This window comes from Cupriavidus sp. HMR-1, assembly GCF_000319775.1.
Classification (GTDB): Bacteria; Pseudomonadota; Gammaproteobacteria; order Burkholderiales; family Burkholderiaceae; genus Cupriavidus; species Cupriavidus metallidurans.
Genome location: NZ_ANKP01000043.1, coordinates 22706 through 46896 on the forward strand (window position 1 = coordinate 22706; position 24191 = coordinate 46896).

Below are 24191 nucleotides of genomic sequence, written 5' to 3' on the forward strand. Positions count from 1 at the left end.
GGACTTTAAGTGCAGTACGACATCCTCCTCTCGCACATCAAGGAGACTCCACGATGGCCAGTCTGTCCCACCAGCATCGCGCGTCGCCCACTGCACCTCCGGCTCCCGGTCATCATGACGTGGCGCCAGCCGAGATCGCCACAGGCGTGGTGATCGGGCGCGCCTCCGAATACTTCGACTTCTTCACGTACGGCATCGCCTCGGTGCTCGTCTTCCCATCGGTCTACTTCCCGTTCGCGAGCGAGCTGGCCGGTCTGCTCTACAGCTTCGCGATCTTCTCCTTCGCATTCATCGGACGGCCGTTCGGGACGACGCTGTTCATGCGAATCCAGCGACGCTGGGGCCGCGGCATCAAGCTGACGGCCTCGCTGTTCTTGCTCGGCACTGCCACGGTGGGTATCGCGTTCCTGCCGTCATACGCGTCGATCGGCAGTTCGGCCATCTACCTGCTGGCGCTGTTCCGCTTCCTGCAGGGCATTGCGTTTGGCGGTTCGTGGGATGGCCTGCCGTCGCTGCTGGCGCTTAATGCGCCGGAAAACAAGCGCGGGTGGTACGCGATGGTGGGGCAGCTTGGCGCGCCGACTGGCTTCATCGTGGCGGGTGCGTTGTTCCTGTTCCTGCGCTCGAGCCTGACGCCGGAAGAGTTCATCGATTGGGGGTGGCGGTATCCGTTCTATGTGGCCTTCGCCATCAACGTGGTGGCGCTGTTCGCGCGGCTGCGCCTGGTGGTCACGCATGAATACACCCGACTGCTCGAGGAGGATGAACTCGAGCCGATCAGCACGCTGCAGATGGTCAATGCGCAGGGCTTCAACATCTTCCTCGGCGCGTTCGCGGCGCTGGCCAGCTATGCGCTGTTCCACCTCGTCACCGTGTTTCCGCTGTCATGGGTGAGCCTGCACAAGACGCAGAACATCACAGACGTGCTCGCGGTCCAGATCGTGGGTGCGGTCATTGCGTTCATCGGCACGTTGATCTCCGGATGGCTTGCCGACCGCATCGGCCGGCGTACCACGTTGGCGACAATGGCCGTGTTGATTGGCATCTTTAGCCTGTTCAGTCCGTGGCTGCTCGATGGCGGCGCGACCGGTCAGAACCTGTTCATCCTGATCGGCTTCGGTCTGCTGGGGTTGTCGTATGGGCAGGCGGCCGGCGTGGTGACGTCGAACTTCGAGACCCGCTATCGCTATACGGGCGCCGCGCTGACGACCGATTTCGCGTGGCTGTTCGGCGCCGCGTTTGCGCCACTGGTGGCGCTGGGACTGTCGTCGCTGTTCGGTCTGGTCGCGGTTAGTCTGTATCTGCTGTCAGGAGTGGTGGGAACGCTGGTGGCGCTGCGGATCAACCGTGCGCTGGGGACCCCCGACGACTGACCTCATCAAGCGCAAATGCCACGAACGCGCGCGCCGCGGCGGTGCGATAGGCGCCACGCCGTTGCAGTAGCGCGGCATGGCGCGGTGGCAGCGGTAGTTCCAGCTTGAGGACGCGCAGATCCGGATGTCCGGCGGCAATGGCCGCCGGCAGCACCGTGGCGTGGCGTCCGCTGCGCACGGCGTCAAGCACGGCGCTGACCGAGTTGGCCTCGAAGGTGATGCGCGGCTCGATCCCTAACGCCCCGAAGTAGCGGGCGATATAGCCCCGCGTGGCAAATTCCCGCGTCAGCATGGCCATGGACTGCGCCGCGAGCACGTCGGCGCGCAGTGCCGTGCGTCGCCGTGCCAGCGCGTGTGTGGCGCCGACCATGTAGGCCAGCGGTTCCTCCATCAACGGTGTGGCGTCCAGGTCGGGCAGGTGGATATCGTCGAAGGCGATGCCGATATCGACCTCGTCATCGGCCAGCAACGGTTCCACGCGCTCTTGCGGCATTTCGCGCAGACTCAGTGTGATATTCGGATACGCCGAGTTGAACGCCACGATCAGCGGCGCCACCAGATAGGGCGTGAACGTCGGCGTGATCGCCAGCCGGAGGTTGCCGCGCGTGAGTTCTCCCACGTCATGGATGGCGCGTCGCCCCGCTTCGAGGTCCTGCAACGCGCGGCGTGCGTGCACGTAGTACGCCTCGCCGGCGTCAGTCAGTCGCACGGTGCGGCCGCTGCGATCGAACAGCGGCGCGCCGAGTGATTCCTCGAGCTGGCGGATCTGCTGCGACAGTGTCGGCTGCGAGACATGCAGCGCCTCGGCCGCCCGGGTGAAGTTGCCGGCGTCGGCGACGGCCAGGAAATAGCGAACGTGGCGCAGCAGCATGGTGGTAACTATTGGTATTGCCGATGGTGAGGATAATAAACCGGTCTTTGACCCAATAGCTGATCGCCGCCATGCTGGAGCCATCCAGTGACGATGGAGGCGTCGGCGTGAAAGATCTGATCCAGGGCATTCTGAAGTTCCAGCGGGAAGAATTCCCGAAGCGGTCGGCGCTGTTCAAGCACCTGGCCACGCAGCAGAATCCCAAGACGTTGTTCATCGCGTGTTCGGACAGCCGCGTCGTGCCGGCGTTGCTGACGCAATGCGAGCCCGGGGAGCTGTTCGTGATCCGCAACGCCGGCAATATCGTCCCGGCCTATGCGGTGCAGCCCGGCGGCGTGTCCGCCAGCGTCGAATACGCGGTGGCGGGGCTCAAGGTGCGCGACATCGTGATCTGTGGCCATTCCGATTGCGGGGCCATGACGGCCGTGGCCACCTGCCAATGCCTGGACCACATGCCCGCCGTCGAGGAGTGGCTCGAACATGCCAGCGGCGCCCGGCGGATCAGTCTGGCCCGTCCGCACGCATCAGACCGGGCACGGGTGGACGACATGGTGCGTGAGAACGTGATCGAGCAGCTTGACCACCTGCGGACGCATCCGTCGGTGGCGCAGGCGCTGGCCGAAGGGCGTGTCGACCTGCATGGCTGGGTCTACGACATCGAAACCGGTGAGATCGATGCCCTCGAGGGACGTACGGGGAAGTTCGTGCCGCTGCGGGAACAGCCTGATGTCACCGCCACGCTGGAGCGGGCTGCCTGACGCCAGGGTTTGGCAGGTATCAGCGCGAGGGCGATTGCGCAGGCGCCGCGCGCAGCACGCCTGCGGCGATTTCGCGCATCAGCTCATCGACGGTCTCTAGCTCGGCCTCGCCCAGGCCGGCGGGCGCGCGGGCGGTGCCCCAGTCACCATAGACCATGGCGATGCAGCGATTGCGGATTCTCACCGGTGCCAGCAGGATCGACCGCGCGTCGGGAATCGCATCGCGATACCACCGTGGCAGACGGCGCGCCACTTCGGCGTCGGTCGTGTCCTCCACCAGCAGCGGCTTGGACGCCAGCGCGGCAAAGTGGAACACGTCGGGCACGAAGCCTTCTTCGAAAGACAGCGCGGACAGCCTTTCACGCATTCCCTCGCCGAAGCCCAGCCGCGCGTGAAAGTGCCGTGTCGAGGGGTTCAGCATCATCAGGAAACAGCGCGAGAAGTCCAGCGCGCGCATCGACGATTCCAGCACCATCGGCGCCAGTTGCGATACCGTCCGGCCCGCGCCTTCGCGCTGCACCTCGGCGATGCCTTGCCGTAGTCGCTCCAGGACGTTGTCCGGGCGCGCGCCGTGGGCAAGTGTTGCCGCATCCTGCGCCGGCGATTCGGATTCGACGATCGACGCATTGAGCACCTCGGCCTGGCGCACGGCCACGGAGACGTCGCTGGCGTCCAGGCCGAGCACCTTCGCATGGGACAGCAGCAAGGCCTCGACCGATGCCTGATTGCCGTCGCGCACCATCGTGGCCGCGGCCTGTGCGGAGACCTGCGCGATGGCGGCGAGCCAGTCGGCATGGGTTTCCAGCACGGTATCCGTGGACAGCGCGCGCGGCTTCATGGCGTGCGCGATCAGACCCGGGAGCCGCCATTTGCGCGCGGCCGCCTCGGCGATCTCCACCATCGACACACCGAGCACTTCCTGGCAGGCCTCGTTCTCCGTCATCGGATGCGCGGCGCACATGGCCTCTACGCGCTCCCATTCTTCGGGGAAATAGAACACGATGAGCAGCCGGCTCATATGGTGCATCAGCGTGCAGACGACGGCTTCCTCGCCCTCGTTGATGCCGCGTGCCTGGCTCAGCGCCCGCGTGATCTCGCCGGCCACCAGCGCGCGTTGCAACGCACGCGTGGCCTGCGGGCGATTCGGCGCCACGCCGTGGAAGTAGTCGAGCAGCTGGATGCCGAGCGTCAGGTGGCTGATCGCCTCCACGCCCAGAACGAGGATCGCGCGCGAGACGGTGGTCACCTCGCCGCCGAATGATCGGTACATGGCCGAATTGGCGAGCCGGATCACCTTCTGCGACAGGCTGAAATCCGACAGCACGCTCGTGGCCATCTCGCCGACGGTGAGGTCGGCGTTGAGCGTCTTGAAGATGTTGTCGACACAGTACTGGAGCGTCGGGAAGTCTCCCTGCTGCGCCATCCGTGCCCACAAGGTCTCGAAGAAATCGGACTTGGACATCAGGACACCCGTGGCGCGAAGACTTCGTCCTCGCCGACCACGAACCTGCCGTCGATCACGGCGCTCTCGAAATCGGCGGCGGCGACGGCGCGCGCAAAGAGCCATCCCTGCACAAGGTTGCAGCCCTGCGCGGCCAACAGCTTGTTTTGGGCATCGGTTTCGACGCCCTCGGCAATGGCGACGAGACCAAGTTCGCGTGCCAGCGACAGCACGGCCGACACGATGGTCCGCGCGTGCGGTGAATCGACCATGTCGGCGACGAAGCTGCGGTCGACCTTGAGGGCCGACAGCGGAAAGCGGCGCAGATACGACAGGCTCGAATAGCCGGTGCCGAAATCATCGACGGCGAAGCGGATGCCGAGCGCACGCAGCGAAAGGAGCAGTTCCTCGGCCGCCTTCGGATCGGTCATCAGCGCGCTTTCGGTGATTTCCAGCAGTAGCCGGTCGGCGCCGATGCCCGATTCCTGGATCGCATTGCGGACACTGTCGAAGAAGCCCGGATGCAGGAACTGCACGGCTGACACGTTGACCGACATATGGCCTACATGGATACCCAGCGCATCCCAGGCGGCGAGCTGCGCGCAGGCGCAGCGCAGCGCCCAGGCGCCAAGGTGCTTGATCAGACCGTTCTTCTCGGCGACGGGAATGAACACATCGGGCCGGATATCGCGGCCAGCGTGCTCCCAGCGCATCAGTGCTTCCACGGCGCAGACTTCACCGCTGCCAGGCCAGACGATCGGCTGGTAGTGCAGCAGGAACTCGCCGTTCTGCACCGCTTCGAACATGCTCTGCTCGATCTGGAACTGTTCGTCCAGGCGGCGATCCAGTTCAGGCGAGTAGATGCAGTAACGGTTCTTGCCGAGCGCCTTCGCCTCGTACATCGCCAGGTCCGCGCGGCGCAGCCATTGCGACTCCGATTGCGCCGAACCGTTCGAGAAGGCCAGGCCGATGCTGGTGGTGATGCGCACCTGGCAGCCGCCCAGCAGGAAGGGCTGGCGGCAGACATGGATCACGCGCTCGAGGACCCGGATGGCGTCCGCCTCGGACTCCATGTCATCGAGCATCAGTACGAATTCGTCGCCACCCAGCCGCGCCACGCTTTGGCGCGTGCGGACGGTGTCCTGCAGGCGCGTGCCCACTTCCTTGAGCAGCGCATCGCCAAATTCGTGGCCGAGCGAGTCGTTGACGTTCTTGAAGCCGTCCAGATCCATCAGGGCAACCGCGAACGGCTGGCCCGCGCGGCGGCCGGACGTGTATTCCTCGATCCGCTTGCCGATGTAGGCGCGGTTGCCGACACCGGTCAACGGATCCAGGAAGGCACGCTCGGTCAGGTCTCGCTCCGACTCTACCCAATGCGTGATGTCTTGGCCGAACAGCAGCAGGCTCGGCGCATCGTCGGCATCGCGGTGGTAGCTCACGCGCAGATCGAGCCAGTTGGGCCCGCCGATACCGCCGGCCACGCGCACGCGCTCGCGGCGCATGGCCTGGTCCTGCGCGCAGCACGTCAGCAGCATGGCCACGCGTTCGCGGGACTCCAGCGCGATGATGTCGAGGATCGAGGTGCGCAGCAGGTATTCGCGCGGATAGACCAGCAGTTCGGCGGTGGCTTCGGTCGCTTCGAGGATGCGTCCCTGCATGTCCACGCGCATGGCCAGCGCGCCGGAGGCCTCCAGCAACGCCAGGGCCTCGCCGTAGGCAGGGCCGGCATCAGGCCGCCTGCGATCGGCAGGCTCCGGTGCCAGAGCAACATCGTATGCGAACGCGGTCATGTATCTTTCAGCCCTGAGCCCAATGGGCGCATGGCTGATATCGGTTGGTTTCTTGTGATCTTTAGGGTTGGATACCCGCGGTAACGCCAGTCCGTGGCTAACCCGTGCCCGGAACATGACCTCTGGTGCTGCCGCCGTCATATGAATGACATCGGCGATTCTAATACGAGCCGACATCGGGCTGAGTGTGACGCGGGAGGGGGCTGATGACAGTGGGCACGACTACAACACGCGCATCGCCAGTTGAAGGCCAGGCTTGTGTCGGGATTGACATAGTCGTGGGAAATCCGTGACACTCATTCCCATGTCCAGTTTCGCCATCCGCATCGCCGCGATTATTCGCACCATTCCGAGAATGGTGGGTTAGCGCGCGTCCGAAACAGACATCAATAACCCGCCCAACGAGGCGGGTTTTTTTATTTCAGGATGACTCCAGTACCGCACTTTGCTGGACTACGCCACAGCCATATACAGCAAGTTTATCAATGACTTAGGCGAGTTCAACATATGCCGGTGCTTTCTGAAACTTGACCCGGCTTCCCTTCTACTGGCTCCTACGAGGCTCCTGGGAATCGGGTCTTTCCGAGGAGTCATCATGGCTAAGATCAAGCTCACCAAGTCCGCAGTAGATGCGGCACAACCCCAAGCGCAAGCCATCGAGCTGCGCGATACCCTTGTTCCCGGCTTCCTGTGCAAGATTACGCCGGCCGGTCGCAAGGTGTTCATGCTCCAGTACCGAACCAACGCCGGCGAGCGACGCAAGCCGGCCCTGGGCCTGTTCGGCGAGCTGACCGTTGAACAGGCCCGCTCGCTGGCGCAGGAATGGCTGGCCCAGGTGCGCCGGGGCGGCGATCCGGCAGCGGACAAGGCCGAGGCACGCCAGGCACCCACCGTTGAGGAATTGTGCAAGAAGTTCATGGAGGACTACTCCAAGAAGCGCAACAAGCCCAGCACCCGAGTCGGCTATCAAGGCGTCATCGACCGCTGCATCATCCCGCTGCTGGGCCGCAAGAAGGTTCACGACGTGAAGCGGCCGGACGTTGCCGGGCTGATGGAGAAACTTTCATACAAGCAGACCGAGGCGAACAAGGCGTTCAGCATCCTGCGCAAGATGTTCAACATGGCGGAGGTGTGGGGCTATCGGCCAGACGGCACCAATCCTTGCCGCCATGTCCCGATGTTCCCTGCCGGCAAGTCCACCCATCTCATCAGCGACGACGACATGGGCAAGCTGTTCCGGCAGCTCGACAAGATCGAGGTCGAAGGGCTTGAGAACTACGTCATCCCTCTGGCGATTCGCCTGCAATTCGAGTTCGCCGCCCGCCGCTCCGAAATCGTCACGCTCGAATGGGAATGGGTCGATCTGGAGAATCGGCGCGTCGTCTGGCCCGACAGCAAGACCGGCGGCATGTCCAAGCCCATGAGCGAGGAAGCCTACCGGCTGCTTTCGACGGCACCGAGACAGGAAGGCAATCCCTATGTGCTGCCGTCGCCACGCCATCCGGCGCAGCACCTGACCACAGGCGAATATTACGGCGGCTGGTGCCGCGTGCTCAAGGCGGCGGGTGCGACGCACGTGGGGACGCATGGCATCCGCCATCGCTCTGCGACCGACATTGCCAATTCAGGTATCCCGGTCAAGGTCGGCATGGCGCTGACGGCGCACAAGACCGTCGTGATGTTCATGCGCTATGTCCACACCGAGGACGATCCAGTGCGCGAGGCGGCCGAACTGGTGGCGAACCGGCGCAAGGCGATTACCGGCGCCAAGCAGCCTCCTGCGGAGGCGACAGCATGACCAGGCGCCGGTCATCTGTGGCATCGCCCGCAGCGCCGTCGGCGCTGCTGGGCGACATTCGGGCACTGATCGAGGCGGCGCGTAAGCACGCCGCCTCGACGGTGAATAGCGAGCTGACGATGCTCTACTGGCGCATCGGCCAGCGCATCCACACGCAGGTCTTGGACGGGCGCCGGGGCGCTTATGGCAAGGAAGTCTTGCCTACCCTGGCGGCGCAGTTGGTGAAGGAGTACGGCAGCAGCTTTGCCGAGCAAAACCTGCGCCGCATGGTGCAGTTCGCCACCACCTTCCCCGACGAGCAGATTCTCGTATCACTGATACGAGAATTGAGCTGGACGCACTTCATTGCCCTGATCCCGCTGAAAGACCCGCTCCAGCGGGACTACTACGCGCAGATGGCGAGCGCCGAGCGCTGGAGCGTGCGCACGCTGCGCGAGCGCATCGACTCGATGCTGTACGAGCGCACGGTACTGTCCCAAAAGCCGGGCGAGACGATCGCGCAGGAGCTGGCGACGATGCGCGATGCGCAGCGCATGTCGCCCGCCCTGGTCATGCGTGACCCGTACATCCTCGACTTCCTGGGACTGCGGGACACATGGCAGGAAGGCGACTTGGAGGCGGCGATCATCCGCGAAATGGAATCCTTCCTGTTGGAGCTGGGCGCAGGTTTCAGCTTCGTGGCTCGGCAGAAGCGCATCCAAATTGACGGCGAAGATTTCCACCTTGACTTGCTGTTCTACAACCGCAAACTGCGGCGGCTGGTGGCAGTGGAGTTGAAGGTCGGCGAGTTCAAGGCGGCTTTCAAGGGACAGATGGAGCTTTACCTTCGCTGGCTGGACAAGCACGAACGGGAGCCGGAGGAAGCCTCGCCGCTGGGAATCATCCTTTGCACCGGCAAAAAGCGCGAGCAGATCGAATTGCTGGAGCTGGACAAGTCGGGCATCCACGTCGCCGAGTACCTGACCGCCTTGCCGCCGAGGGGCGTGCTGGTGGAGCGGCTACAACAGGCAACGCAGCGGGCGCAGTTGCAGATCGAGCAGCGCAAGACCGACAACGAGTAGCCCTGCCCCAAGCAGTCGGGCGTCCCGGCGTGCCGCCGTCGGGTTCGCGGGCTGCGCCCCGCGCTTCGTGCCGAATCGCGGCCATCCGGCTTTGACCCCTGACGCCTCCGGCCCTCTCGGGCCTGCGTGCTTCGCTTGCCCAAAAGACGACAGTGTGCAGTGGGCGGGGTGTGGGCGGTCTTGCTGTTCCCTTCACCGTATCACGGCGTTCTCGCCGTCAAGGGCGGCGCGTGCCATGCACGCTTGCGTCCTGGCGGCCGTCTGCGACCCCTGACTGCTTGCGCTGCGCCGTGCTGGCCACGGTTCCGGGCAATTCCGCCCGAGCAACCGGAGCACGATCATGTCGCAACTGTCCTTTTCCTCGTTCGATGCCTCGCTGATGGTGCGCGATGCACAGGGCCGCTACCTGCTGGCGACGGCCGACCAAATTCTGGAGGCCGCGCGCCAGGCCATCGAGTACAAGATGCAGCGCGGTGCGTCGTTCAGTTCGCCGGTGGCGGTCAAGGAGTACCTGAGCGCCAAGTTGGCTGGTTTCGAGCATGAAGTCTTCGCTGTGCTGTTCTTGGATACGCAGCATCGCCTGATCGAATACAGCGAGCTTTTCCGAGGCACCATCGACAGTGCATCGGTGTATCCACGCGAGCTGGTCAAGGAGGCGCTGCGGCTCAATGCGGCAGCGGTCATCGTTTCGCACAACCATCCGAGCGGCAACCCCGAACCGAGCGGCGCCGACAAGGTACTGACCCAGCGGCTCAGGGAGGCGCTGGCGCTGGTGGATGTCCGCACGCTGGATCACATCATCGTGGCGGGTGGCAGCACCATATCCTTCGCCGAACGCGGTCTGATTTGACCGAGGGGGCTTCGGCCCCCATTTTGCTGCGATGGCGGCTCTCAGATCGCTGCTTGATTGACGCGCCGGCTCAGGGCTTCGGCGCTTTCCTTGCGTTCGCTGTAGCGATCTACCAGATATGGCGCCACGTCGCGCGTGAGCAGCGTGAACTTCATCAGCTCTTCCATCACATCCACGATGCGGTCGTAATAGGCCGAGGGCTTCATGCGTCCCGCTTCATCGAACTCCTGGTATGCCTTGGCGACCGAAGACTGGTTTGGGACGGTCAGCATCCGCATCCAGCGGCCCAACACGCGCATTTGGTTAACGGCGTTGAAGGACTGCGATCCACCCGACACCTGCATCACCGCCAACGTCTTGCCCTGTGTCGGGCGCACCGCGCCGACCGACAGAGGAATCCAGTCTATTTGGGTCTTCATCAAGCCGGTCATGGCACCGTGGCGCTCGGGCGAACTCCACACCATGCTTTCGGCCCATTGCACCAGTTCGTGCAGTTCCCTGACCTTTGGGTGATCGTGAGGCGCGTCATCCACCAACGGCAGGCCCGAGGGGTTGAACATCCGTGTCTCGCCGCCGAGCGCGCTCAGGATGTGTGCCGCTTCTTCAGCAGCCAGGCGGCTGAACGAGCGTTCGCGCAGCGAGCCATAGAGCAGCAGGAAGCGCGGCGCGTGGGTGGCACGCTCGGGTGCCATTAACCGCTGGGCATCGGGTTGCTGGAACAGCGCGGTGTCGATATTGGGTAGGTCGATTCTGGATTCAGACACGGCGGCCTTCCGCATTCACGACGGCTTCGCCGTCTTCCTTGCTGAATGCACCGCGCTGCGGCTGGGGCAGGATGTCCAGCACCGCTTCCGAAGGTCTGCACAGCAGTGCGCCCAGCGGCGAGACCACGATGGGGCGGTTGATGAGGATGGGGTGCTGGAGCATGAAGTCGATTAAATGTTCGTCGCTCCATTTGGAATCATCCAGGCCCAATTCCGCATAAGGTGTGCCTTTCTCGCGCAGCACCGCACGCACTGGCACACCCATCGCAGCGATCAGCGTTTTCAGCGTCTCGCGGTCGGGCGGTGTTTTCAAGTATTCGATGATGGTCGGCTCTTCGCCGCTGTTGCGAATCAAGCCCAGCACGTTGTGCGACGTACCGCAGTCGGGGTTGTGATAGATGGTGATCTGGCTCATGCCATTGCCTCGGTTCAGGGATTCGTGGGGTTGGCGGAATACATGCTGGCGCCCTTGAGCCGCCACCGGCGGCCCAACCGCAAGGCGACATGCACCAGCAGGATGAGCACCGGCACTTCCACCAGCGGCCCGATCACCGTGGTGAAGGCGACAGGCGAAGCCAGGCCGAACGACGCAATAGCCACGGCGATGGCCAGCTCGAAGTTGTTGCCTGCGGCAGTGAAGGCGATGGCGGTGGTGCGTGGGTAGTCGGCCTGGATCAGCCGGCCCATAAAGAAACTGATGAGGAACTGGATCACGAAGTAGAGTGTCAGCGGCACGGCAATCTTTAGCGCGTCCATCGGCAGGCGCACCACGTCGGCACCTTTGAGGCTAAACATGGCCACGATGGTGAACAGTAGCGCCGCCAGCGTGATGGGACTGATCCGCGGCAGGAATGCACGCTCGTACCAGTCCTGGCCCTTGCGTCGAATCAGCGAGCGCCGGGTCAGGTAGCCGGCCAGGAACGGGATGCCCAGGTAAATCAGTACCGCCTCGGTGATCGTCCAAAAGCCCACGTCAATGACGCTGCCTTGCAGGCCGAACACAGGCGGCAGCACCGACAGGAAGAACCAGGCATAGGTCGAGAAGAACAGGATCTGGAAGATCGAATTGAAGGCGACCAGGCCCGCGACATACTGGTTATCACCACGCGCCAACTGGTTCCACACAAGCACCATAGCGATGCAGCGTGCCAGTCCAATCAGGATCAGGCCGGTCATGTATTCCGGCTGGTCGCGTAGGAAAATCACCGCCAGCACGAACATCAGCACCGGCCCGATGATCCAGTTTTGCACCAGTGACAGCAACAGCACGCGCCGGTCGGCGAAGACCTCGTGTAGCGTCTCGTAGCGCACCTTGGCCAGCGGCGGGTACATCATCAGGATCAGGCCGATGGCGATCGGGACGTTGGTCGTGCCGATCGAGAGCGCATTGAGCGCATCGGGCAAACCGTCGAAGAACGTACCCAATGCAACACCCAGCGCCATCGCGGCGAAAATCCAGACGGTGAGATAGCGATCTAGGAAGGACAGGCGCGATGGCGTGTTCAGCATCGAATGCCCGCTTTGGGGGCTGTCGTGATTCATGAGGTTTTCCTGTTTGCCAAAGCCCGCAGACGCTCCACTCCCACCGGCTCTTCGGTCAGAAGCGGCACGACAGCATGGCGTCGGGCATGTTGTGTGGCCACGGCGTCGATTTCCCGCAACTCGTTGCGTGCACGCTGGCGCAGCAGCGGGGAATGCGGATGTGCGGCCGCCACGCTGTTGTTAACGATCCAGGCCCACGGCTCGATGCCCGCGCGGCGCAGGTCGTCTTGCAGGTTGGCCGCTTCCAGCACGGGCGTGGTTTCGGCCAGGGTGACAATGAGCACCTTGGTCTGCTTCGGATCTTGCAACTGCATCATCGGCGTCGTGAAATGAACGCCCGTCTCACCCATCTGCCGGGCGATGTCGCGGTGGTATGCGCCGGTGGCGTCGAGCAGCAGCAAGGTGTGGCCTGTGGGCGCGGTGTCCATCACCACGAACTTTCTGCCCCCTTCGCGGATGGCACGGGAGAATGCCTGGAACACCGCGATTTCCTCGGTGCAGGGCGAGCGCAGGTCTTCTTCCAGCAAGGCGCGGCCTTCGGCATCGAGCTGCGCGCCCTTGGTGTCCATCACATGCTGGCGATAGCGTGCCGTGGCTTCCTGGGGGTCGATGCGGCTGAGAGCCAGATTGGGAAGCGAACCTTCCAGCGTGTCGGCCAGATGCGCAGCCGGGTCGGAGGTGGTCAGATGCACGGGCAGGCCCCGGCCCGCCAGCTCCACGGCAATGGCAGCGGCCAGCGTGGTCTTGCCCACGCCGCCTTTGCCCATCACCATGACCAGACCGTGCCCATCGGCAGCGACTTCATCGACCAGGGCGGATAAGTCCGGCGCATTGATCTGGTCGGGCAGCTCGATGGCATCGGCGCCATATGTGGCGTCGGTATCGACCAGCAGATGGCGCAGAGCGTCGAGGCCCACGAGGTTGAACGGCTTGAGCGCGATCTGATCCCGAGGCAACGCCTGGAGGACAGACGGAATGGCGGCCAGCGTAGCCTGCTCTTTTTCGTAGATGGCAGCGGCAAGCGTATCGGTTTCGGCCTCGCTGGCAGGAAATACGCCGTTGATGACCAGGTGTTGCTGTGACAGGCCGATAGCGGCCAGTTCTTCATGGGTGCGGGCCGCCTCGCGCAGCGTGGGGCGCTGCGCACGGGCAACCAGCACTAGACGAGTGCGCAAGGGATCGGCCAACGCCTCTACCGCAGCCTTGTACTGACTGCGCTGTTTTTCCAGGCCCGCCAGCGGCCCCAGGCACGACGCATCGCCTTTGCCTGCTTCCAGAAAGCCACTCCATGCGCCCGGCAGTTGCAGCAGGCGGATGGTGTGGCCGGTAGGGGCTGTGTCGAAAATGATGTGCGCGTAATCCTGCGTCAGCGCCGCATCGGTCAGCAGGGCCGTGAACTCATCGAAGGCGGCGATTTCCGTGGTGCAGGCACCCGACAGGGATTCTTCGATGCCATCCACTACCGCATCGGGCAACACGCCTCGCACTGGGCCGACTATGCGGTCACGGTACGCTTGCGCGGCTGCCTGCGGGTCGATTTCCAGTGCCCATAGATTCGGCACGGCGGCAATCATCGTGATGTGGTTTCCGATGCGTTCGCCGAAAACCTGCCCCACGTTGGAAGCCGGGTCGGTACTGACGAGCAGCACACGCTTGCCCTGGGTCGCCAGTTGCACGGCCGTTGCGCAGGCGATGGAGGTCTTGCCGACGCCCCCTTTGCCGGTGAAAAACAGGAAGCGAGGCGGCTGGGTCAGGAAGTGCATGGGATCTCCTTGTTCAGCAGCAGCGGCCGCCAGAGCAGCAGGCGTTTTGGGCTGGCGAGGCTTCGGGCGCCTCGATGCCAGCCCAGCGGGTCAATTCGCTTCGGCTGGGGTAGCGACCGGCCAAGGCCACCTCACCATCGACCAGAACCAGGGGCAGCGCCTCTTGGCCCGAGCGTTGTAAAAAGCCTTTCACTGTCGGGTTTTCGGCGAAAGCGAGGGGTTGCTGTGCCAGGTTGAAGCGTTCGACCTGAGCACCGTGTTGCTTGGCCCAATCCACATCGGCGGCGAAGTTCACCAAGTTTTGATCCACTTCAACGCCACATACGCCGGTGCTACAACATAGCGCCGGGTCGAAAATCTGGATGCTTGGCATGGGGTGTCCTTTCAAATTGGTTGTTGATGAAGTGACGCTCTTCACTCTTGGCCGATGTTTCGCAACTCGCGTTGCAGCGACATGGCGTCCAGGCGTTGCAGTGGCAGCGAGAGAAACAGCTCGATGCGGCGGCGCAAAATCAGCGCGGCATCCTTGAACGCTTTGAGTCGTTGTTCTTCGCTACCTTCGACGGCTGCCGGATCGGGCACGCCCCAGTGAGCCGATACCGGCTTGCCCGGCCAAAACGGGCAAGCCTCGCCGGCGGCGTTGTCGCAGACGGTAAAAATGAAGTCGAACACCGGCGCCCCCGGCGCTACGAACTCATCCCAGCTTTTGCTGCGGTAGCCAGTCGTTGGCATGTGCAGCCGCTCCAGCGTGGCGAGCGCCAGCGGATGCACTTCGCCCTTGGGCTGGCTACCTGCCGAGTACGCCCGAAAGCGCCCTTGGCCCAGTTTGTTGAGGATGCCTTCGGCGAGGATGGAACGTGCGGAATTGCCCGTGCAGATGAACAGTGCGTTGTATGCGGCCTCTGTGGTCATGGTGTGCTTTCTCAACAGCAGGAAGAACGGGGGCTTGCTGTGCAGCAAGCCGGTGCGGTGATCGGTGTCGTGACTGAAGCCGCTTCATGGAAGACCGGGATGCCGCCTAACGTGTGGAAGTGCTCCCAGGCAATACCCTGCGGGTCGGTGACCCAATGCTTCTCGCTGCGTGCGTAGCAGCAGGTGGTCGTGCCTTCGTCGAGCAACGCCATGTCGGCGGCTTGTGCGCGGAGTTTCAGGGCGGCCAGTTCCTCGGCGTCGTCGGTCTGGATACCCAGGTGGTCGATGCCCGGCTTGCTGCCGCGCGTGGAGATGGCGAAGTTGACCGGCGGGTCTTCGAGCATCCACTTCGCGTAGTCGCCTTCGACGCGCGCAGGCTGCGCCGCGAATAGTTGGGAATAGAAGCCGATGCTGCGGTTCAAGTCATCGACGTGCAGGTGGACGTGGAAGCGCTTCATGGAGAGTTCCTTTCAGCAGGAGGCACAGGTGGAGGGAGATTCAGTGACTTCGCATACGCCGCCCTGGCAGCAGTGCTCGGTCATGTAGCCAAGCAGACTGTTCATCTGCGCGAAGTCAGCGCGATAGATCAGGTTGCGCCCTTGCTGTTCGATGGTGACGAGGCCAGCGTGAGCCAGCTCCTTCAGATGGAAGGACAGAGAGTTGCGGGCCACGTCGAGCTGGTCGGCCAAGACGCTGGGCGTCAGCCCCTCGGGGCCTGCGACGACCAGGGCGCGGAACACGCGCAGGCGTTGGGTGTGGGCCAGGGCGCCGAGGGCGGAAACAGCTTGATCTTCGTTCATAGTTCGATAATACAACATTTATTGAATCATTGCGCAAGAAACCAGCAAACAGAACCTCGTAGCGCCCCGGCGTGCCGCCGTCGGGTTCGCGGGCTGTGTCCCGCGCTTCGTGTCGAATCACGGCCATCCGGCTATGCCCCCTGGCGCCTCCGACCTGGGTGCTCTGCTCGCCTAAAACCGACGCATATGGAGGTGCAAGGGAGGCGGTCTTGCTGTTCCCTTCATCGTGCCACGGCGTGCTCGCCGTCAAGGGCTGCGCGCCGATGGCGCTTGCGTCCTGGCGGCCGTCGTTGACCCCTGACTGCTTGCGCTGCGCCGTGCCACGGAAGGGTCGGGCAATTCCGCCCGGCAACCCTTCAGGAGTTCACCATGAACAACGCACTCATCACTGACGAGCAGCGCATCGTGCTGCTGGCCAACGGCCGCGAATCGCTGGAGAGCCCGGACTTCGATCCGGCGCCCGTGGTCAAGCTGTTCACGCCGGATAGCGGCGCGACCTGGCTGCTAACCGAGATTGATCCCGACGACCACGACCACGCCTTTGGTCTTTGCGACCTGGGCCTGGGGATGCCGGAAATCGGCTGGGTCAGCCTGGGCGAGCTGGCGACGGTGCGCGGCGGGCTGGGCTTGCCGATCGAGCGCGACCTGTCTTTCCGCGCCGAGAAGCGGTTGAGCGCCTACGCACGCGATGCGCGGCTGGCCGGGCGGATCGCTGTCTGACTCGGCCCTGGGAGCGCCGCAAGGCGCTCCTTGTGCTTTCTCAACCTTTGCAGGAGATCCATGCCATGAGTAGCCATCACGACTAGATCATCGAAATCACGGCGCAGCACGATGCGCTCAAACCGTTCGCGCCGGAGAACGGGCAGCCGCTGTGCTTCAAGATCGGCGACGCGGTGATCTACACCAACGAGTTTGGTGTGCAGTTCTGGCGCCGCGTCACCGGGTTCTACCAGCCCACCGAGCCTTCGGGGTTGTATGCGCGTGGTAGGCGCTACTACCTGAACTCGACTTCGCCGTGGATGCCGGTTGCGGAATCCAGCCTGTGTCCTGACGACTCGGCGTGATGCCTTCGCGCCCCTGACGGGGCGCTGCGCTTGCCTCCAGGGGAAAGCCCTGCGGGCCACCCCCGCCGCGCGATGCTTAGCGCCCCTCAAAGACCGCCGAACCGGCTACGCGGGATCGGCCAGACCGAAGCAATCACCGGCACAACTGGCTCTGCTTCCCGATGCTTGGCGAATGAGCTTGTGCATCGAGCTTTGAAATCCGGGCGTCCCCGGCCAAGAAACATGGCCGGTCGCGCTGTCGTGCTGCGCATCGAACCCCCTGCGGGGTTTCGCCCCTGACGGGCTTCCATCGTTCCCTCGCTCCGCTCGGCTGACGCCTCCGGCCCGGCTTCCAGCTTCGGGCCTGCGCGCTTCGCTTGCCGTGCGGTTCGGCACACAGGGAAGGCCGTTGCCTTGTCGAGCCGTCTCCCCTGACTTCATCACCTTGTCCGCGACTGTAGCCCGCGCCCGTGCGCCGTCAAGGCGCGCAGGGCCGTGTCCTCGGCTTCGCCTGCGGGCCGCACCAACCCTGCGCTTGCCTCCTTGACGGCACCCGTTCGCGTGCTCCTGACCGTCGCGGGCGATGAACTCAGGAAAGACGGTGGCAACAGGGCCAACCGGGTTCCTCGTGCCGACCGCACCGAACAACCGAAAGGCTGGGCTCCGAATCTAGGAATCCGGTGTGCGGTTTGAACAGCAAACCCTTTTCGTCAGGAGAAAGACCATGCAACTCGCATCCCGTTTCGCTTCCCATTCCCCAGCACTGCGCAGCGACTACCCGCTGTCCGATGACCAGATTCGCAGGGTGGCCCCGTCCATCTTCGCGGATGCCCCGCATGAGAGCCGTTCCGAGCGGTACAGCTACATCCCCACCGCCACGGTGCTGACCGAGCTTCGCAAGGAGGGGTTTCAACCCTTTATGGTGACGCAGACCCGCGTGCGCGATGAAGGCCGCCGCGAGCACACCAAACACATGATTCGCCTGCGCCACGCCAGCCAGATCAACGGCGCGGAAGCCAATGAAATCGTGTTGCTGAACTCGCACGACGGCACCAGCAGCTATCAGATGCTGGCCGGGATGTTCCGGTTCGTGTGCAGCAATGGCCTTGTGTGTGGCGACACCGTGGCGGACGTGCGCGTACCCCACAAAGGCGACGTGGCCGGGCACGTCATCGAAGGCGCTTTCGAGGTGTTGAGCGGCTTCGAGCGGGTGAAGGAATCCCGTGACCTGATGCGCAGCATCACGCTGGACGAAGGCGAGGCCGAAGTGTTCGCCCGCGCTGCGCTGTCGCTCAAGTACGACGACCCCGACAAGCCCGCACCCATCACCGAATCGCAAATCCTGATGCCGCGCCGGTTCGACGACCGCCGCCCGGACTTGTGGAGCGTGTTCAACCGCACGCAGGAGAACCTGACCAAAGGCGGATTGCATGGCCGCAGCGCCAACGGACGCCGCCAACGTACCCGCCCCGTGCAGGGCATTGATTCCGATGTGCGCCTGAACCGCGCCCTGTGGCTGCTGGCCGATGGCCTGCGCCAGTTGAAAGCCTGATTCCCCACGCGGCAGGGGCAGGCAGCAGCCCTTACCGCTTCTTTCGCTGCTGCATTTCCTAACCGCAAGGAGTTATCATCATGAACGCCATCACCCAAACCGAAGCCCGCGCCGTCAATACCGCCGCAGCTATCCCGCTGGAAGCCGCCGACCCGACCAAGAACCTGATTCTGGTTCCGTTGTCACGGTTGGTACTGCGCCCCACGGGCCGCAACGTGCGCAAGACCCCGCGCATGTCGATTCCCGAACTTGCCGCGAGCATCCAGCGCGTGGGCCTGCTGCAAAACCTGATTGTGATTGCATCCGCCGATGGCGAGCATTACGAAGTCGTGGCCGGTGGCCGTCGCCTCGCCGCCTTGAAGCTGCTGGCGAAGAAGCATCGCATCAGCAAGGAATGGGAAGTGCCTTGCCTGCTGGTGGCCGATGGAACCGCCCGCACGGCCAGCCTCACCGAGAACGTGCAGCGGGAGGCCATGCACCCGGCAGACCAGTTTGAAGCCTTCGCGGCGCTGGTGGCCGAAGGACGGCCCATCGAGGACATTGCAGCGGATTTTTCCGTCACGCCGCTGGTGGTGCAGCGCCGCTTGAAGCTGGCGAATGTCTCCCCGCGCCTAATGGCCGACTATCGCGCCGATGCCGTGAGCCTTGACCAGTTGATGGCCCTTGCCATCACTGACGAACACACTGCGCAGGAAGCGGCGTTCTACGATGCCCCGCAATGGCAGCGCCACCCCTCGCACTTGCGCGAGCGCCTGACCGAACGGGAAATCGACGCCTACCGGCATCCGTTGGTGCGCTTTGTCGGGCTGGACAGCTACGAAGCCGCAGGCGGCGGGATTCGCCGTGACCTGTTCGCGGAAGGTGACGCGGGCGTGTATCTGACCGATGCCGCGTTGCTGGAACGGTTGGTGCAAGACCGGCTGGCAGGCATTGCCGCCAATGTTCGCGCCGAAGGTTGGGCATGGGTGGATGCCACGCCGGGAATGACCCATTCCGACCTGCACGCCTTCCAGCGTGCGCCCAGGGAGCGACGCGAGCCAATCAAGCGCGAGGCCCAACGTATCGAGAAGCTGCAAGCCAAGCTGCACGAACTGGCCGAAGCAGTGGATGCCGCGCTGGACGCCGAGGACGAGGACAAGGCCGACGCGCTGCAAGAGGAAGGCGAAGCCGTGGGCGAGCAATTGCAGGCGCTGGAAGATGGCTTGCAGGACTACAGTCCGAACGTGAAGGCCGCAGCCGGGGCTATCGTCACCATCGACCGCAACGGCGAAACCGTGATTCATCGCGGTTTGATGCGTGAGGCCGAAGCCAAGGCGCTGCGCACGCTGGAACGCTTGCGGCAGGGTTTCGGCGGCGAAGGCGAAGCCGGAAACGACGACGAAGGCGAGGACGACGAACAGCCCAAGATCGCCGCCATGTCTGACCGGCTGGCGCAGCGGTTGAGCGCCCACCGCACCGCCGCGCTGCAAATCGAAGTCGCCCGGCACCCGCAAGCCGCGCTGGCTGCCGTGGTGCATGGCATGGTGCAGACCATCTTGCAGGGCAGCCACTACGGCCACGACCTGCCGCTGGGCATGAGCTTGAAAGTGCAAGACCGGCTGGAAGGCATGGCCCCGGACTGGCCGGAATCGCCCGCCGCCGTGGCACTGCGCGAACTGCAACAGGTGGCGGGCGAAGCCTTGCCGGAGGACAGCGCCGAACTGTTCGCCGCGCTGCTGGCGAAGCCGCAAGACGAACTGGTGCGGCTGCTGGCCGTATGCGTGGCTTCCACGGTGGACGTGGTGACGCCCCGCACCACGGTGCAGCAACCCGGCGAGGAATTGGCGCAGGCCGTGGGCCTCGACATGGCCGCATGGTGGCAGCCGACCGCAGAAGGCTATTTCAAGCACGTTCCGAAGGCCGTGATTCTGGATGCCGTGGGCGAGTACGCGCCGCAGCACGTCACCCGGCTGGCGAAGTTGAAGAAGGCCGACATTGCCAGCGAGGCCGAACGGCTGGCCGATGGCACCGGCTGGATGCCCGCCATCTTCAAGGCCGCAGGCCCGCAGGATGCCGCGCAGGAGGCAGGCCCGGAGCAGGACGCCCCGGAGGATGCCGAGGCAATAGCGGATGAACCTGCCGAGGCGCTGGCCGCTTGATCCGCGCCGAAGGCATGCGCCCCGGCCTCAACCGGGGCGCTTCGCTGGAAGGAGACACCCCCATGACCCGCACCACCATCAGCCGCCCGCGTATGGCTGCGATCTACGCCCCCGGCACGGTACGCGCCCGCCGCTGGCACGGCGATGGCGACGTGCGCGGCTACCGTCCGCCCTTGGGCTGGACGGCCTGCGCCGACCTCACCGACATTCATCCCATCACGGGCCGCGTCTTGCCGCGTGCCGTGTGGTGGCTCATCGAGACGAAGGAATAACCGCGATCAGCACCGCGCCCAGGCCGTTCCGTCCTGGGCGCGGTGAAAAGCAAATCCGGGCGCGGCAGTAGCCGCGCCCGGTGTTCAAGGTCAAGGCTTAAACCTTATGTTCATGTTTTTTGCTTCTTGGTGTTGAACCATTCCTTGAACTCTTCTGCCTCGTTGCCGGTTAGCTTTGGGAAAAGCGACATATTGAATCCAAGGGTGATTGTGCTGTCATTGACTAGGGCTAAACGGCTCTTTGTAACACCAAGCAGTCCGAATTCCTGAACAAATCCATGGAGAGGTTTGTCGATTGTTGCGAAATGAATTCGCATTTTCATTCCTCTGCTTATGCCCGCCAACTCTGAAAGATTGACAATCACCATCAGGTCGGCCAATGCGTTATAAATCCTCGCATTTCTCTTAGGGATGTCCTGAACAACTCGGTTTCGCGCGTGCTACGAGACTGAGTTTTTCATCTGGCGCAATGGAGACCGTCTTTCCAGCGGTTCCGCCTTGTTTGGTGCCCCTTGTGGGGGCCACTTGTGCAGCCGCTGCGGCTGCACGGCTGTTTGCAGGCGCACTCATCCCTGCACCCCCAGCAATTGGTGGCGCACCATCCACAGATTGGACAGCGCAAACAGCGTCTTGAGCTGCAGCGTGTTCTTCTTCAAACCTCGGTAGCGCACCTTCGTGTATCCAAACTGCCGCTTGATCACCCGAAAGGGATGCTCCACCTTGGCCCGGATGCTGGCCTTGATCTTCTCCACCTGGTCTATGAGTGCGTCTATGGGGTTGTTTTCCTTGTCCAGCTCTTTGCGCTTGCCTGGGCGCATCGCCACATGCCAGGTGACATCCTTCCTGGCATCCGGGCGCTTGTGTGCGCCTTGGTAGCCAGCATCCCCAAAGGCATCCGTTTCCTCACCATGGAGCAAGCTGTTGCCTTCAGTGACGTCGGCCACGTTGCCCGAGGTGCCAATGACGGTGTGCACCAGCCCTGAGTCCGCGTCCACGCCAATGTGGGCCTTCATGCCAAAGTGCCACTCGTTGCCCTTTTGGCTCGAATGCATCTCTGGATCGCGCTTTCTGTCTTTGTTCTTGGTGGAGCTGGGCGCTGCAATCAAGGTGGCATCCACCGCAGTGCCTGCCTTGAGCAGCAAGCCCTGGGCTGCCAACAGGTCGTTGACGGTGGCCAGAATCTGATCGGCCAGCCTGTGTTTCTCCAGCCGGTGGCGAAACCTCAGGATGGTGCTCTCATCGGGCATTCGGCCATGTGCATCAAGCCCGGCAAACTCCCGGTAGATCGGGGTGTCAAAGAAGGCTTCTTCCATCGCCAGATCCGACAGGGTGAACCACTGCTGCATGCAGTGAACGCGCAGCATGGCCTCCAGAGCAAAGGGTGGGCGGCCGTTCTTGCCTTCGGGGTAATACGGGGTGATGAGCTCGACCAACGCAGCCCAGGGAACCACCAGATCCATCTGGGCAAGCAGTTCCTGCTTGCGGGTCTTCTTGGTACTCAGGTTCAGATCAAGGCTGCTTTGCTTCATGGCCTGTGAGGATGCCATTGCATGCTGACATGTACCAAACATTGCGGAGGGTTTTGCAGGATTTCCCTAACTTTTAGTAGAAGCGCACCGTTTCGGTGGACAACCGCCAAACGGCACAGCGAACAGCGTTTTGCAGGGCAGGCGAATCCCGGCTTTCCAGCATGGGAGGCCGCGTCATGATCTTCGCGCTTCTCAATCAGAAAGGCGGCGTCGGCAAGACCACGCTCGCCACGCACATCGCGGGCGAACTGGCGATGCGCGGTCTGCACGTCATCCTGCTGGATGCCGACCCGCAGGGTTCCTCACTGGACTGGACGCAGCGCAGAAGCCAGCAGGGCTTGCCCCGGCTGTTCAGCACCGTGGGCCTCGCCCGCGAGACGCTGCATCAGGAAGCGCCGGAGCTGGCCCGCCGCGCCGATCACGTCATCATCGACGGCCCGCCGCGCATCGCCGCATTGGCGCGTTCCGCGCTGCTGGCGGCCGAGCGCGTGCTGATTCCCGTGCAGCCCAGTCCGTATGACCTGTGGGCCAGCGCCGAGATGGTGGCGCTGATCCGCGAAGCGCAGGTGTTCCGGCCTGCGCTGCGCGCGGCCTTCGTCATCAATCGGCGCGTCAGTACCACCGTGATCGGGCGCGAAGCGCGCCAGGCGCTGGCCGATCAACCGCTTCCTGCGCTGCGCTCGGAAGTGCATCAGCGCATCGTGTTCGCCGACAGCGTGGCCGCTGGCCGGCTTGCACGCGAGACGGCGCCGGACAGCGCCGCCGCCCGCGAAATCACCGCGCTGGTTGACGAACTGTTGCGGTGGCCGACATGACAGCGAAGCCGCCACCGAACAGCAAACGCTCGGCCAAGCGCGTCGGCATCGGCGCGCGTCCGCCCGCGAATCCGCACGCAGAAGCATGGATTCGCCAGGGCGACGCCGATGCGCTGGGCAAGGGCGACCTCTACACGGCTCGCCTCACTCTCGACATCACGCCCGCCATGCGGGCGCGCATCAAGGTGTCGGCCTTCACGCAAGGCGTGACCGTGGCTGATCTGCTGCGCGGCCTGCTGGAGCGGGAGTTTCCAGAACACCGCAGGGAGAACACGCCATGACCGCATCCGCTTCGCCTGCCGCTGGCGCGGCTACGGCTGCGCTCGCAGCACCTTCCGGCCAGCCTGCCAGCGCGCCGCTGACGCGCGTGGCGCTGGCCTACATCGAACCGCGCTTCAAGCTCTACCTGCGCTTCGGTGAACCTGCGCGCACGCACCAGCTCGACCGCTGGCGGCGCTGCGCGGTGTTCCTGCCGGGCGCCATGTTCTGCCGCATCCGCTGGCAGGCCAACGACTATGGCACCGTTCGCTGGCAGCTCATGGTGATGCAGGCTTGTACGCCGCTCGATGCGGCGCAGCGCATCCCCGGCGTGCAGCCCGGCGCACGCCTGCTGCTGCACGCCGAGGGCGAGAACCAGGTGCGCGCCGTGCTGGAGCGCATCGACGCCATCGAGGCGCTGGGCATCGCGCCTGTCGGCGCCTCGCCCGCGTACTGGCGCACGCTCGCTAACCGCCTCGCCGCGCGCCTGCCGTTGCCCGAATACACCGCGGAGCGGCACGCCGCCTGGCTCATCGGGAGGGCATTGCCATGACCGCCGTTTCCACTGCCGGCACCGCGCCGCATCCTCGCTCGCCCCGCGCACGTTTGCGCGCTCGCCTCGTGCTGGCGGGCCTGTCCGCCTGCGGCCTCGCTGCGCTGGCCTGGGCGTCCTTCGTGCATCCGCTGCCGCGCCTGATCTACAACCCGTCCGACAGCGTGGCGGTCGGCTGGTATCGCGTCGATCCGCTGGGCCACGGCACTGCCTCGCTGCCACGTCCTTTGTCCGTGGGCAGCATCGTCCTGACCACGCTGCCGCCAGACGCCGCCGCGCTGGCCGCGCAGCGCGGCTACCTGCCGGCG

At 64.1% G+C, this 24191-nt stretch carries 26 protein-coding genes and 1 pseudogene; 14 read left to right on the plus strand and 13 right to left on the minus strand.

Annotated features, from left to right (window positions below):
- The first annotated feature begins 53 nt into the window (after window positions 1-53).
- Entirely contained in the window at window positions 54-1373 is a 1320-nt protein-coding gene (locus D769_RS06300) for an MFS transporter (protein ID WP_008643186.1), read from the plus strand.
- Here the strand turns inward: D769_RS06300 and cynR are convergent.
- Window positions 1342-2244, minus strand: coding sequence for a transcriptional regulator CynR (gene cynR, locus D769_RS06305; RefSeq protein WP_008643188.1), 903 nt, complete (start codon window positions 2242-2244; stop codon window positions 1342-1344). The two genes, D769_RS06300 and cynR, sit on opposite strands and share 32 nt — an antisense overlap.
- A 107-nt stretch (window positions 2245-2351) precedes the next feature.
- Between cynR and D769_RS06310 the strand changes: the two genes are divergently transcribed.
- Complete coding sequence (locus D769_RS06310) at window positions 2352-3002, plus strand: carbonic anhydrase (protein ID WP_008643190.1); 651 nt, start codon at window positions 2352-2354, stop codon at window positions 3000-3002.
- Window positions 3003-3021: 19 nt separating this feature from the next.
- On the opposite strand, the gene D769_RS06315 is transcribed toward D769_RS06310, so the two are convergent.
- Window positions 3022-4464: an HDOD domain-containing protein gene (locus tag D769_RS06315; protein ID WP_008643192.1), complete on the minus strand. Its 1443-nt coding sequence runs from the start codon at window positions 4462-4464 to the stop codon at window positions 3022-3024.
- A complete protein-coding gene (locus tag D769_RS06320; RefSeq protein WP_008643193.1) occupies window positions 4464-6233 on the minus strand; it encodes an EAL domain-containing protein in 1770 nt (589 codons plus the stop codon). Before D769_RS06320 ends, D769_RS06315 begins: the two co-directional genes overlap by 1 nt.
- Window positions 6234-6828: 595 nt before the next feature.
- Here D769_RS06320 and D769_RS06325 point away from each other — a divergent pair.
- The 3 genes from D769_RS06325 to radC all read left to right on the plus strand — a co-directional run bounded on the left by D769_RS06325 (window position 6829) and on the right by radC (window position 9942).
- Window positions 6829-8031, plus strand: a complete 1203-nt coding sequence (locus tag D769_RS06325; RefSeq protein ID WP_008643195.1) for a site-specific integrase — start codon at window positions 6829-6831, stop codon at window positions 8029-8031.
- Window positions 8028-9092 (plus strand): PDDEXK nuclease domain-containing protein, encoded by a 1065-nt coding sequence (locus tag D769_RS06330; protein ID WP_008643197.1) that lies wholly within the window; start codon window positions 8028-8030, stop codon window positions 9090-9092. Before D769_RS06325 ends, D769_RS06330 begins: the two co-directional genes overlap by 4 nt.
- 340 nt (window positions 9093-9432) lie before the next feature.
- Window positions 9433-9942 carry a DNA repair protein RadC gene (gene radC / locus D769_RS06335; RefSeq protein WP_008643200.1) on the plus strand — a complete coding sequence of 170 codons (510 nt, stop codon included), beginning with the start codon at window positions 9433-9435 and terminating at the stop codon, window positions 9940-9942.
- 41 nt (window positions 9943-9983) lie between these two features.
- Here the strand turns inward: radC and arsH are convergent, their stop codons facing one another.
- From arsH to D769_RS06375, 8 genes are read right to left on the minus strand one after another with little or no spacing between them, the layout of a single operon-like run.
- Window positions 9984-10706, minus strand: a complete 723-nt coding sequence (arsH, locus tag D769_RS06340; RefSeq protein ID WP_008643201.1) for an arsenical resistance protein ArsH — start codon at window positions 10704-10706, stop codon at window positions 9984-9986.
- Complete coding sequence (gene arsC / locus D769_RS06345) at window positions 10699-11121, minus strand: arsenate reductase (glutaredoxin) (RefSeq protein WP_008643202.1); 423 nt, start codon at window positions 11119-11121, stop codon at window positions 10699-10701. The genes arsH and arsC overlap by 8 nt, the downstream gene beginning before the upstream one ends.
- A gap of 14 nt (window positions 11122-11135) precedes the next feature.
- A complete protein-coding gene (gene arsB, locus D769_RS06350) occupies window positions 11136-12215 on the minus strand; it encodes an ACR3 family arsenite efflux transporter (protein ID WP_021204056.1) in 1080 nt (359 codons plus the stop codon).
- A 29-nt stretch (window positions 12216-12244) separates the two neighbouring features.
- On the minus strand, window positions 12245-14011 hold the full coding sequence (gene arsA / locus D769_RS06355; RefSeq protein WP_008643205.1) for an arsenical pump-driving ATPase: 1767 nt from the start codon (window positions 14009-14011) through the stop codon (window positions 12245-12247).
- A 13-nt stretch (window positions 14012-14024) separates the two neighbouring features.
- On the minus strand, window positions 14025-14384 hold the full coding sequence (gene arsD, locus D769_RS06360) for an arsenite efflux transporter metallochaperone ArsD (protein ID WP_008643208.1): 360 nt from the start codon (window positions 14382-14384) through the stop codon (window positions 14025-14027).
- Between the two features lie 41 nt (window positions 14385-14425).
- The gene (locus tag D769_RS06365; protein ID WP_008643209.1) at window positions 14426-14923 is read right to left on the minus strand and encodes an arsenate reductase ArsC; all 498 of its coding nucleotides are present in this window, start codon (window positions 14921-14923) and stop codon (window positions 14426-14428) included.
- Window positions 14924-14934: 11 nt separating this feature from the next.
- Window positions 14935-15381: an ArsI/CadI family heavy metal resistance metalloenzyme gene (locus tag D769_RS06370; protein ID WP_008643210.1), complete on the minus strand. Its 447-nt coding sequence runs from the start codon at window positions 15379-15381 to the stop codon at window positions 14935-14937.
- Window positions 15382-15393: 12 nt separating this feature from the next.
- Window positions 15394-15723, minus strand: coding sequence for a helix-turn-helix domain-containing protein (locus tag D769_RS06375; protein ID WP_008643211.1), 330 nt, complete (start codon window positions 15721-15723; stop codon window positions 15394-15396).
- 369 nt (window positions 15724-16092) lie between these two features.
- Between D769_RS06375 and D769_RS06380 the strand changes: the two genes are divergently transcribed.
- The 5 genes from D769_RS06380 to D769_RS06400 all read left to right on the plus strand — a co-directional run bounded on the left by D769_RS06380 (window position 16093) and on the right by D769_RS06400 (window position 20728).
- Window positions 16093-16443 (plus strand): DUF2958 domain-containing protein, encoded by a 351-nt coding sequence (locus D769_RS06380; RefSeq protein ID WP_008643214.1) that lies wholly within the window; start codon window positions 16093-16095, stop codon window positions 16441-16443.
- An 86-nt stretch (window positions 16444-16529) separates the two neighbouring features.
- Window positions 16530-16787 (plus strand): hypothetical protein, encoded by a 258-nt coding sequence (locus D769_RS06385; RefSeq protein WP_225525367.1) that lies wholly within the window; start codon window positions 16530-16532, stop codon window positions 16785-16787.
- Between the two features lie 703 nt (window positions 16788-17490).
- Window positions 17491-18318, plus strand: coding sequence for a DUF932 domain-containing protein (locus D769_RS06390; RefSeq protein ID WP_008643219.1), 828 nt, complete (start codon window positions 17491-17493; stop codon window positions 18316-18318).
- Window positions 18319-18398: 80 nt separating this feature from the next.
- Window positions 18399-20456, plus strand: coding sequence for a ParB/RepB/Spo0J family partition protein (locus D769_RS06395; protein ID WP_008643221.1), 2058 nt, complete (start codon window positions 18399-18401; stop codon window positions 20454-20456).
- Window positions 20457-20518: 62 nt separating this feature from the next.
- The gene (locus tag D769_RS06400) at window positions 20519-20728 is read left to right on the plus strand and encodes a hypothetical protein (protein ID WP_008643223.1); all 210 of its coding nucleotides are present in this window, start codon (window positions 20519-20521) and stop codon (window positions 20726-20728) included.
- A 110-nt stretch (window positions 20729-20838) separates the two neighbouring features.
- Here D769_RS06400 and D769_RS06405 read toward each other — a convergent pair whose 3' ends face one another.
- Complete coding sequence (locus tag D769_RS06405) at window positions 20839-21108, minus strand: hypothetical protein (protein WP_008643230.1); 270 nt, start codon at window positions 21106-21108, stop codon at window positions 20839-20841.
- A 186-nt stretch (window positions 21109-21294) separates the two neighbouring features.
- Window positions 21295-22257 (minus strand): IS5 family transposase, encoded by a 963-nt coding sequence (locus tag D769_RS06410; RefSeq protein ID WP_008643232.1) that lies wholly within the window; start codon window positions 22255-22257, stop codon window positions 21295-21297.
- Between the two features lie 176 nt (window positions 22258-22433).
- Here D769_RS06410 and parA point away from each other — a divergent pair, with 176 nt between their 5' ends.
- The 4 genes and pseudogenes from parA to D769_RS06430 all read left to right on the plus strand — a co-directional run.
- Window positions 22434-23072: a ParA family partition ATPase gene (parA, locus tag D769_RS06415; RefSeq protein ID WP_008643233.1), complete on the plus strand. Its 639-nt coding sequence runs from the start codon at window positions 22434-22436 to the stop codon at window positions 23070-23072.
- Window positions 23069-23353 (plus strand): hypothetical protein, encoded by a 285-nt coding sequence (locus tag D769_RS06420; protein ID WP_008643237.1) that lies wholly within the window; start codon window positions 23069-23071, stop codon window positions 23351-23353. Before parA ends, D769_RS06420 begins: the two co-directional genes overlap by 4 nt.
- A complete protein-coding gene (locus tag D769_RS06425) occupies window positions 23350-23883 on the plus strand; it encodes a DUF2840 domain-containing protein (RefSeq protein ID WP_008643239.1) in 534 nt (177 codons plus the stop codon). Before D769_RS06420 ends, D769_RS06425 begins: the two co-directional genes overlap by 4 nt.
- Window positions 23880-24191 (plus strand): annotated as a pseudogene (locus tag D769_RS06430) (S26 family signal peptidase); the annotation flags it as partial. The gene D769_RS06425 and the pseudogene D769_RS06430, both read left to right, overlap by 4 nt.